We start from the raw sequence: 9,992 nt of genomic DNA on the forward strand, positions 1-9,992 counted from the left end.
CGGAGGCCTAGCTCAGGGCGCAAACTCCCGCCAGGGGCCTCTCGGCCCATTCTGGACGGTTGGCGGCGCCGACGGCGGCGCCTTCTGCGCCGGCGTCAGCGAGTGTCGAGGGGCCCTCTCACCCGCCCGCGTCGGTTCAACGCGAGTGGGGAGGGCCCTTGGGCCTCAGCGCATCCAGGTCGGCGTCGGGTCGCCGGTGGCGATGGCGTAGACCATGCCGATCGCCAGCACGACGATGGCCGCGACCATCAGCTTTCCGAGGAGACCCTCGAACCGCTCGGCCACGTGCTTGTTCTTGTGATGCCGGACTTCCGGTTGATCAGAGTGCATAGAGCGTCCTTCCCAATCTGCTTGGGGGTTCTTCGCCCCCGCCAGACTGCGGCAGACGCCACGCGGCGTCGTTCCGGCCGGTCTATTCTGGGGCCGCCGGAGCGCGCCCGTACGCCTGCTTCAGCCAGGCTTCTGCGTGGGAATCTGCGCTCATGGCGACTCCGCGTCAAACAATAAGCTTGAGCTTGTTCGTCGAACGTCGGATTCCGGTTCAGGATTTCGGAGTTGCGGTGGACGGGAACGGCGGGCGCGGCTCGTCGTCCTTGACCCCCATTTTGCGCCGCAGGGCGTCGATCGTGGCCTTACCGGCCGCGAAGCTGGTGTCTGGGGGCGGCGGGGCCAGGACGTGGGCGGTCAGGAAGCGGAATCCGTCGCGCAACCGGGGCGACAGCGACTTGCCCAGGTGGTCCGCCCCATGGACCAGCCGGTACTCGTGCGGGATCTGGTGGTCCCACAGCACGCGGTGGAGGAACTCGTTGCCCTCGTCGAGGTGGAACATGTCCAGGTCGCCGGCCTCGATGTAGATCTGCAGGCCGTCGCCCAGGATCGCGGCGCGGTTGTCGATGGCCATGTTGGCGGGGTTGGCCTTCTTCCAGAAGGCGCGGTCGACCGGATCGCCGAAGATCGACTTGAAGAAGGCGTCGTCGCGCTGGAAGCGGTTGCGCATCTTCACGTCCTCGAAGCTGAGCGCCGGCTCGATCCCGGCCTCCAGCGAAGCCAGGCCCCCGAAAATCTCCGGATGGTCGAAGCCCAGCCGCAGGGAGCCCAGGCCGCCCATGGAAATGCCCGTCACCACCGTCTGACGCCGATCGGCCGAGACGCGGTAGCGATGGCGAATGTCGGGGATCAATTCGCTGACGATGTAGGTCTCCCATTTCTGGGAGCCGTCGTGGAAGTCCATGTAGAGCGAACGATGGACGTCCGGCGTCACGACCACCGCCGGCGGCAGGTCGCCCGCGGCCCAGGCCGCCTCGATGGTCGGCCGCATCCGCGCCAGGAAACCGTTGTCGCCGTCCCCGCCGTGCAGCAGCAGGACCAGCGGATAGGCTGAAGGCTTGGCGGCGTCGTAGCCTGGCGGCAGCAGCACCGTGTACTTGGCCGGGGAGGGAACGAGCCGGGTCGCCAGCTCCACGGTCTCGAGTTTGCCCTGCGCTTGGGCCGCCCCCGCCAAAGCCAAGGCGAGCACCGCCGCCAGCCAAGCCCGAACCATCGTCGCCTCCCGCCCTGTTGCGGGAAGGCTATCACGGCGAAAAGGGCCCGCCACGGCGGCGCGCGCCCGTACCGCCCAGCGGAACGCCCTCCTCAGGCGTAGCTTTGCAGCGGCCGCACTTCGAGGGTGTCCTCCACCGTGGCCACGATGGCCTGGGCGGCGGCCAGGGCGCCGGCGGCAGTGGTGTAGTAGGGCGTCTTCATCATGAGCGCCGTGCGCCGCAGCTCGAAGCTGTCGGCCAGAGACTGGCGGCCCTCGGTGGTGTTGAACACCAGTTGCACCTCGCCGTTCTTCATGGCGTCGACGATGTGCGGGCGGCCTTCGAGCACCTTCTTGACGTGCTCCACCTTCAGGCCTTCGCCTTCGAGATAGGTCGCCGTGCCGCCGGTGGCGAGCACCCGGAAGCCCAGGCCCAGCAGCAGCTTCACCGGCTCCAGCACCCACGGCTTGTCCGCGTCCTTCACCGAGACGAACACCGTGCCCTTCTTCGGCAGCACCGTGCCGCCGCCGAGCTGGCTCTTGGCGAAGGCCCGCGCGAAGGCCGGGGCGAGCGTCTCGCCGGGGCGCACCCAGTCCAGGCCCATGACCTCGCCGGTCGAGCGCATCTCCGGGCCCAGCACCGTGTCGACGCCCGGGAAGCGCGCGAAGGGGAAGACCGCCTCCTTCACCGCGATGTGGTCGTAGGGAATCTCCGCCAGGTCGAACTCGGAGAGCAGCTTGCCGGCCATCACCTTGGCCGCGATGGCCGCCAGGGGCCGGCCGATGGTCTTGGCGACGAAGGGCACGGTGCGGCTGGCGCGAGGGTTGACCTCCAGCACGAAGATCCGCGGTTCGGCCGAGTGGGGCTCCTCGATGGCGAACTGCACGTTCATCAGGCCGCGGACCTCCAGGGCCCGGGCCATGGCCTCGGTCTGACGCTTCAGCTCGGCGATGGTCTCCGGCTTCAGCGAGAAGGGCGGCAGGGAGCAGGCCGAGTCGCCCGAGTGCACGCCGGCCTCCTCGATGTGCTCCATGACCCCGGCCACGAACACCGCGCCGGTGGCGTCGCAGAGCGCGTCCACGTCCACCTCGGTCGCGCGGGAGAGGTACTGGTCGATCAGGACGGGGCTGTCGCCCGAGACCTGCACGGCGGTGCGGATGTAGCGATCGAGCTGCTCGTCGTCGCGCACGATCTCCATGGCCCGGCCGCCCAGGACGTAGGAGGGCCGGATCACGACCGGGTAACCCACCTGGTGGGCCCCGGCGAAGGCCTCGTCGCGGGACCGGGCGATGGCGTTGATCGGCTGCGCGATCTTCAGCCGGTGCAGGAGCTGCTGGAACCGCTCGCGGTCTTCGGCCAGGTCGATGGCGTCCGGCGTCGTGCCGAGGATCGGGATGCCCGCGTCCTCCAGAGGCTTGGCGAGCTTCAGCGGCGTCTGGCCGCCGAACTGCACGATCACGCCCAGCAGCGTGCCCTTGGACTGCTCGACGTGGATCAGCTCCAGGACGTCTTCCGCGGTCAGCGGCTCGAAATAGAGCCGGTCCGAGGTGTCGTAGTCGGTGGAGACCGTCTCGGGATTGCAGTTGACCATGATCGACTCCACGCCGATCTCGTCGAGCGCGAAGGCCGCGTGGCAGCAGCAGTAGTCGAACTCGATCCCCTGGCCGATGCGGTTGGGCCCGCCGCCCAGGATGATCGCTTTGGCGCGGTCCGACGGGTCGCTCTCGCAGTCCGGCGCCTGGCCGAGCGCGCCGGTCTCGTAGGTCGAATACATGTAGGGGGTGTCGGCGCGGAACTCCCCGGCGCAGGTGTCGATGCGCTTGAAGACCGGCCGCACGCCGAGCGCGCGGCGCGCATCGCGCACGCGGGTCTCGGTCGTCCCGGTGAGCTGCGCCAGCCGGGCGTCGGAAAAGCCCTGCGCCTTCAGCGCCCGGAAGGTCTGCGCCGTGGTGGGCAGGCCCTCGAAGCGGACCTTGGCTTCCTGGGCCACCAGGGCCTCGATCTGGCGCAGGAACCACGGCTCGTAGGAACAGGCCGCGTGCACGTCCTCCACCGACAGGCCGTGGCGGAAGGCCTGGGCGATGACCCGAAGGCGGTCCGGGGTCGGTTGGCCCAGCGCGCGGACCACGGCGGCGTGGCCCATCTCCGGGTTGGAGGCGTTCTCGATTTCGACCTCGTCCAGGCCGCAAAGGCCGGTTTCCAGTCCGCGCAAGGCCTTCTGCAGGCTCTCGGCGAAGGTGCGCCCGATGGCCATCACCTCGCCGACCGACTTCATCGAGGTGGTCAGGTGCGGCTCCGATCCCGGATACTTCTCGAAGGCGAAGCGCGGGATCTTGGTGACGACGTAGTCGATGGAGGGCTCGAACGAGGCCGGCGTCGCGCCGGTGATGTCGTTCATCAGCTCGTCGAGGGTGTAGCCCACCGCCAGGCGCGCGGCGACCTTGGCGATCGGGAAGCCGGTGGCCTTGGACGCCAGCGCCGAGGAGCGCGACACCCGCGGGTTCATCTCGATGACCACCATGCGGCCGTCGGCCGGGTTCACGGCGAACTGCACGTTGGACCCGCCGGTCTCCACCCCGATTTCGCGCAGCACGGCGATCGAGGCCGCGCGCATCCGCTGGTATTCCTTGTCGGTCAGGGTGAGCGCCGGGGCGACGGTGATCGAGTCGCCGGTGTGCACGCCCATCGGGTCGATGTTCTCGATGGAGCAGACGATAATGCAGTTGTCCGCCTTGTCGCGGACGACCTCCATCTCGTACTCCTTCCAGCCGAGCACGCTCTCCTCGATGAGCACCTCGGTGGTCGGCGACAGGTCCAGGCCGCGCTCGACGATCTCGCGGAACTCGGCGACGTTATAGGCGATGCCGCCGCCGGTGCCGGCGAGCGTGAAGGACGGCCGCACGATGGCCGGCAGGCCCACGAACTCCAGGCCCTCCAGCGCCTCTTCCATGCTGTGGGCGGCCTTGGACTTGGGGCTTTCCAGTCCCAGGTGGTCCATGGCGTCGCGGAATTTCTGCCGGTCCTCGGCCTTGTCGATGACCTCGGCGCGGGCGCCGATCATCTCCACGCCGTACTTGGCCAGGACCCCGGAGGCGTCGAGGGCGAGCGCGGTGTTCAGCGCCGTCTGGCCGCCCATGGTGGGCAGCAGGGCGTCGGGCCGCTCCTTGGCGATGATCTTTTCGACCATCGCGGGCGTGATCGGCTCGATGTAGGTGGCGTCGGCGACGTCCGGATCGGTCATGATCGTCGCCGGGTTGGAATTCACCAGCACGATCCGATAGCCCTCGGCCCGCAGCGCCTTGCAGGCCTGCACGCCGGAATAGTCGAATTCGCACGCCTGTCCGATGACGATCGGCCCCGCGCCGATGATCAGGATGGAGGAGATATCGGTACGTTTGGGCAATCTCGTCTCGCGCGCGAGGGCGCGCGCGGTTCACGCGGCGCCCGACCAAATCTGCAGGTTAAGCCGCCCGTTTAGAGACGGAGTCGGATGCACGCAACCCCGCGCAGAGCGCAGGCAGGATTCAACCACGAACGACACGAAAAGCACGGATGGGCTCCGTCCTGAAAGGCCCGCGCTGCGGGCGCCTTCATATTGAACCCCCAAGATCGCCAAGGACGCCAAGGCTGCAGAGCCATGTCGGCGCCTGCGGCCCGAACCATAGCGTCTTCGCGCCCCCGGGGCCCCCTGGCGTTCTTGGTGATCTTGGGGGTTCAAAAAGGAGAGCCTCCGCTGTCGCGGAGTCTCAAGGCGTGAACCCGTTCGCGGGGTTGGTGTGGTTCGTGGACAAACAAAATGGGCCGGTGCGGACACCGGCCCATGGAAGGCTGCCAACGGAGCTGGCTCAGGCCTGCAGGTTGCCCGCGGCGGACTTGCCGCTGCGCGGATCCTTTTCCAGCTCGTAGGTGATCTTCTGGCCTTCGTTCAGCGAGCGCAGGCCCGCCTTCTCGACCGCGGAGATGTGCACGAACACGTCAGGACCGCCCTCATCCGGTTGGATGAAGCCGAAGCCCTTGGCGCCATTGAACCATTTGACGGTGCCACTAGCCATGTAATTCCAAGTCCCTTGATAGGTTATGGCCGACCGGCGCAAGCATTCACGCCAGCGATCGCAGTTCGAAAGGGGTCGGTAGGCAGGTCCGGCGCTGATGAGATCGAGCGGGGAAAGTCGGCCGAACCGTGACGAATTCGATGAGGCCCAGCCTGTAGGATTTCCCGAAGGGTGGCAAGATCGCGAAAAAGTGCGGCGAAGCTCGAAACCAAACGCCGGCTTAGCCATATAGGATAAAGACGGTCGCGCCTGCGGCGACCGATAGAAAGGCGCGTTCCATGACCCTCGTCGAGAAGATCCCCACGCTCACCGACGCCGAAGTCATCAATCTGTTGGCCAATGCGCGCCGCCTGCAGCAGTCCGGGGATCCGCGCCAGCAGACCGCCGCCGCGGAGCTGTTGCCCGCCCTCGAGGAAGCCGCCGCGCAGCGTCAGGCCGACCGCCTGGCCGCCGCCCAGCTCAAGCGGGCGGCCGCCCGCAAGCCGCGCAGCGTCGCCGCCTGAGCAGGCTTGGCGGTCCTCGCGCCCGCGAGCTTGGGCGTAGAGGGTTGCCCCCGCGGCCTTGAGCGGGCAACGTCGAGTCCCGCCCGCCAGCAGGCAAGCCAGCCTAGCGAGACCTGAGCCCGAACTTGGCCGCCGCGACGACGCCCCAAGATCTTGCCGCCCTGATGACCCGCGTTGCGGCGGGCGAGCGAGCGGCCCTGCGACAACTTTACGAGGCGACCTCCGCGAAGCTTTTCGCCGTCTGCCTACGTATCTTGTCCGACCGCGAGGAATCCGAGGACGTTTTGCAAGAGGTCTATGTAACAGTTTGGCGTCGGGCGGACCGGTTTGACGGGTCTCGCGCGAGCGTCATGACATGGGTCTCGACGATCGCCCGCAACCGGGCGATCGACCGTCTCCGGGCGCGTGGTCCCATGGCCTACGCCGACCAGGTCGAGGATCTCGACATCCCCGACGGCGGCGTCAGCGCCGAGGCCCTGCTGGTCACGGCCGGCGAGGAGGGGCGGTTGAGGGACTGCCTGTCCGAGCTCGACGGCCGAACTGAAAAAGTGATCCGCACGGCCTTCTTCGAGGGCGTAACCTATGAGGCCTTGGCGCGCCGCATGGATACGCCATTGGGTACAGTAAAGAGTTGGGTTCGCCGGGGCCTGGCCAAGCTCAAGGGTTGTCTGTCGCAATGAGCGAAGCTCCCGAACTCTCCGAATCCGAAGCCTTCGCCGCGGAGCACGCCCTGGGCGTGCTGACCTCGGCCGAGCGGCGGCAGGCCGAGGCCCGCATGGCCGCCGAGCCGGCGTTCGCCGCCCTGGTCGAGGATTGGCGGGAACGCCTGACGCCGATGTCCGAGGGCCTCGGCGTCATCTCCCCGCCACAGAACCTGTGGTTGCGCATCGAGCGGTCGCTGGGCGCCAACGACAACGCCCCGATCCAGCGGATGGTGCGCTTCTGGCGCGGCGCCACGGCCGGTTCGCTGACCCTGGCCGCCGCCAGCATCGCCGCGGCGGTGATGCTGGCCAACCGCGCGCCGGTGGTGGTCCAGGGGCCGCCCGCGACCGGCCAGCTTCTGGACGCCAGCCTGGTCAGCCAGTCGGGCGCCCCGGTGCCGCTGTTCGTGGCCGCCTACGATCCCACCCGCAAGGCGCTGATCGTCACCTCCCTGGTCACGCCCAACAACGACCCGGCCCACGTCCACGAGCTGTGGGTGATCCCCGCCGACGGCAAGCCGCGTCCGCTGGGCATCCTCGAGCCCGGCAAGACCAAGGCCATTCCCATGCCGGAAAAGCTGCTCCCGTCGCTCGCCGCCGGCTCGGCGCTCGCCGTCTCCCTCGAACCGCCCGGCGGCTCCCCCAAGATCGACGCCCCCACCGGCCCCATCACCGCCATCGGCAAACTCGCCAAGATCTAGGTCGGTCCTAGCGGGCTATCGTGCAGCATTCGAGCCGTTTTCGAGCGCCGATGGCGCTCCAAACTCGAACCACGAAATACGCGAAAAGCACGAAACAAGCCTGTCTCGTCGGCAGGGAGACCTTCGACGCGCTGATTGGCGGCTTTGGCCTTTCGTGCCCTTCGTGTCTTTCGTGGTTCAACTTCGGCCCACGAACATGTTCTTATATTGTTCCAGTCGCGAGTATCGGCTAGCTTTGAGCATGACCGATATCGAACCGCCGTTGCATCAGACCCTCCTCTATCCGGACGAGGTCTTTCTCGTCCAAGGCGCGGTGTTTGAGGTCTATCGAACAATGGGCGCGGGCTTCTTGGAGGCCGTCTATCAGGAATGCCTATCGGTCGAATTTGCGGAAAGAGACATTCCGTTTTCGGCTTTCCGATCACTGGCGCTCGACTACAAAGGGCGTCGGCTGAAGCAGACGTACACGGCGGATTTCGTCTGCTTTGACAAGATTTTGCTGGAGCTCAAGGCCGCCAGGGACCTTGCGCCGGGGCATCGCGCCCAAACGCTCAACTATCTGCGGGCGACAGGTCTCAGACTTGGGTTGCTTATCAACTTCGGCGCCACGCCGCGGGTGAAGATCGAGCGCTTCGCGCTCTGAATCCAATCCGTGCGATCCGTGGTTCGAAGCCCTACTTTGCCGCGTCCATAAGCCCCGCGAACCTCTCGAAGAGGTAGAGGCTGTCGGTGGGGCCGGGCGAGGCTTCGGGGTGGTGCTGGACGGAGAAGACCGGGCGGTCCTTCAGGGCGATGCCGGCGTTGGTGCCGTCGAACAGCGAGACGTGGGTCTCCACGACCGGTGCGGGCAGGCTGTCGCGGTCGACAGTGAAGCCGTGGTTCATGGAGACGATCTCCACCTTGCCGGTGGTCAGGTCCTTCACCGGATGGTTCGCCCCGTGGTGGCCCTGCTCCATCTTCACGGTCCGTGCGCCCACCGCCAGCGACAGCATCTGGTGGCCCAGGCAGATGCCGAAGATCGGCGTGCCGGCATCCAACAGCCCCTTGATCATCGGCACGGCGTACTCGCCGGTGGCCGCCGGGTCGCCGGGGCCGTTGGAGAGCAGCACCCCGTCGGGCTTGCGCGCCAGGATCTCTTCCGCCGTCGTCGAGGCCGGCACCACGGTCGCCCGCGCGCCGACGCTGGTGAGCGCGCGCAGGATGTTGCGCTTCACGCCGTAGTCGACGACCACCACTTCGTACTTGGGCCTGCCCGGTTTGGCGTAGCCGTCGGGCCAGGACCACAGGCCCTCGTCATAGACGAAGGGCTGCAGGCAGGAGGCGTCCTTGGCCAGGTCCAGGCCTTCCAGGCCGCTCCAGGCCTTGGCATGGGCCACGAGGGCCTCGAGGTCGAACTTGCCGTCGGGCGAATGGGCGATCACCGCATGTGGCATGCCGTGCTCGCGGATCGAGCGGGTCAGGGCGCGGGTGTCGACCCCGGCCAGGCCCACCACGCCGCGCCGCGCCATCCAGCCCGGCAGGTCGGCGTTGGCCCGCCAATTGGCCGGCGCCGTCGGCAGGTCGCGGAAGATCGCGCCCCGCGCCGCCGTCTCGGCCGACCCGGACATCTGCTCCAGGTCCTCCACCGTCGTGCCGGTGTTGCCCCCGTGCGGGAAGGTGAAGGCCACGATCTGGGCCATGTAGGAGGGGTCCGTCAGGATCTCCTGGTAGCCGGTCATGGCGGTGTTGAAGCAGACCTCGCCCACGGCGGATCCCGTCGCGCCGACGCCGTAGCCCTGCAGGACGGTCCCGTCGGCCAGGGCCAGCACGCCGGTGCAACCGGGCAGCAGATCGCGGCTCATGACGAGAGGTTCCTTCTGGCGGGCAAACGGCGGCGTAGGTAGTGAGTCCCGACGGGCGGGTCAATGCGCGCATATCGCACGTCGCGCCGCACCCGATAACCCCAGGAGGGACTATGGTCGACGCCTACATCGATCCCGGCCGCGAGGCCTGGGAGGTCTTCAAGGGCCTGCCCCGGGACCAGCCGATCCACATGCTGAACCTGATCCGCCTGCGCGACCGGGCCGAGTATCCGCCCGGCCATCCCAATCATGGCCAGGATATCTCCGGCCGCGAGGCCTACCGCGAGTACGGCCGCACCATCGCCCCGCACCTGGCGCGGCTGAACAGCCGCCAGGTCTGGGCCGGCGCGCCGCAGGTGATGGTCACCGGCCCCGCCTCCGAGGCCTGGGACCTGGCTTTCATCGTCGAATATCCCGGATCCCAGGCGTTCATCGACATGGTCCGCGACCCCGACTACCGCGCCAATGTCGTGCCGCACCGCACGGCCGCCGTGGCGGATTCCCGGCTGCTGCGCCTCAAGCCCCTCGATCCCGGCGACAAGCTGGGCGACTAGGTTCTGAACCCATAAAGGTTGCGGCTGAGGTCGACGCTTGATTCAAGGCTTCCGAAAGGAGCCTGGGATGGCGCGATACGATCTGAGCGAAGTGGAGTGGCGGCTGATCGAGCCCCTGCT

Annotated in this window: 10 protein-coding genes; 5 read left to right on the forward strand and 5 right to left on the reverse strand. The window is 67.7% G+C overall.

The window, feature by feature from the left end; all coding sequences use genetic code 11:
• Positions 1-165: 165 nt before the first annotated feature.
• The 4 genes from VNW53_RS19205 to VNW53_RS19220 all read right to left on the reverse strand — a co-directional run bounded on the left by VNW53_RS19205 (position 166) and on the right by VNW53_RS19220 (position 5,572).
• The gene (locus VNW53_RS19205; protein ID WP_325557634.1) at positions 166-330 is read right to left on the reverse strand and encodes a hypothetical protein; all 165 of its coding nucleotides are present in this window, start codon (positions 328-330) and stop codon (positions 166-168) included.
• Between the two features lie 211 nt (positions 331-541).
• On the reverse strand, positions 542-1,540 hold the full coding sequence (locus tag VNW53_RS19210) for an alpha/beta hydrolase (protein WP_325557636.1): 999 nt from the start codon (positions 1,538-1,540) through the stop codon (positions 542-544).
• Positions 1,541-1,632: 92 nt separating this feature from the next.
• A complete protein-coding gene (gene carB / locus VNW53_RS19215) occupies positions 1,633-4,923 on the reverse strand; it encodes a carbamoyl-phosphate synthase large subunit (RefSeq protein WP_325557637.1) in 3,291 nt (1,096 codons plus the stop codon).
• Between the two features lie 442 nt (positions 4,924-5,365).
• On the reverse strand, positions 5,366-5,572 hold the full coding sequence (locus VNW53_RS19220) for a cold-shock protein (protein WP_325557639.1): 207 nt from the start codon (positions 5,570-5,572) through the stop codon (positions 5,366-5,368).
• A 278-nt stretch (positions 5,573-5,850) separates the two neighbouring features.
• On the opposite strand from VNW53_RS19220, the gene VNW53_RS19225 reads away from it, so the two are divergent.
• The 4 genes from VNW53_RS19225 (at position 5,851) to VNW53_RS19240 (ending at position 8,120) form a co-directional block, all read left to right on the forward strand.
• Positions 5,851-6,075: a hypothetical protein gene (locus VNW53_RS19225; RefSeq protein ID WP_325557641.1), complete on the forward strand. Its 225-nt coding sequence runs from the start codon at positions 5,851-5,853 to the stop codon at positions 6,073-6,075.
• Positions 6,076-6,200: 125 nt separating this feature from the next.
• Entirely contained in the window at positions 6,201-6,755 is a 555-nt protein-coding gene (locus VNW53_RS19230; RefSeq protein WP_325557642.1) for a sigma-70 family RNA polymerase sigma factor, read from the forward strand.
• Positions 6,752-7,477 (forward strand): anti-sigma factor, encoded by a 726-nt coding sequence (locus tag VNW53_RS19235; protein ID WP_325557644.1) that lies wholly within the window; start codon positions 6,752-6,754, stop codon positions 7,475-7,477. Before VNW53_RS19230 ends, VNW53_RS19235 begins: the two co-directional genes overlap by 4 nt.
• A 241-nt stretch (positions 7,478-7,718) precedes the next feature.
• Positions 7,719-8,120 (forward strand): GxxExxY protein, encoded by a 402-nt coding sequence (locus tag VNW53_RS19240; protein WP_325557645.1) that lies wholly within the window; start codon positions 7,719-7,721, stop codon positions 8,118-8,120.
• 31 nt (positions 8,121-8,151) lie between these two features.
• Here VNW53_RS19240 and carA read toward each other — a convergent pair whose 3' ends face one another.
• The gene (gene carA / locus VNW53_RS19245) at positions 8,152-9,318 is read right to left on the reverse strand and encodes a glutamine-hydrolyzing carbamoyl-phosphate synthase small subunit (RefSeq protein WP_325557647.1); all 1,167 of its coding nucleotides are present in this window, start codon (positions 9,316-9,318) and stop codon (positions 8,152-8,154) included.
• Positions 9,319-9,431: 113 nt separating this feature from the next.
• Here carA and VNW53_RS19250 point away from each other — a divergent pair, with 113 nt between their 5' ends.
• Entirely contained in the window at positions 9,432-9,872 is a 441-nt protein-coding gene (locus tag VNW53_RS19250) for a DUF1330 domain-containing protein (RefSeq protein ID WP_325557648.1), read from the forward strand.
• The last annotated feature ends 120 nt before the right edge of the window (positions 9,873-9,992 follow it).

Origin of the sequence: Phenylobacterium sp. (genome assembly GCF_035569475.1) — a bacterium.
Classification (GTDB): Bacteria; Pseudomonadota; Alphaproteobacteria; order Caulobacterales; family Caulobacteraceae; genus Phenylobacterium.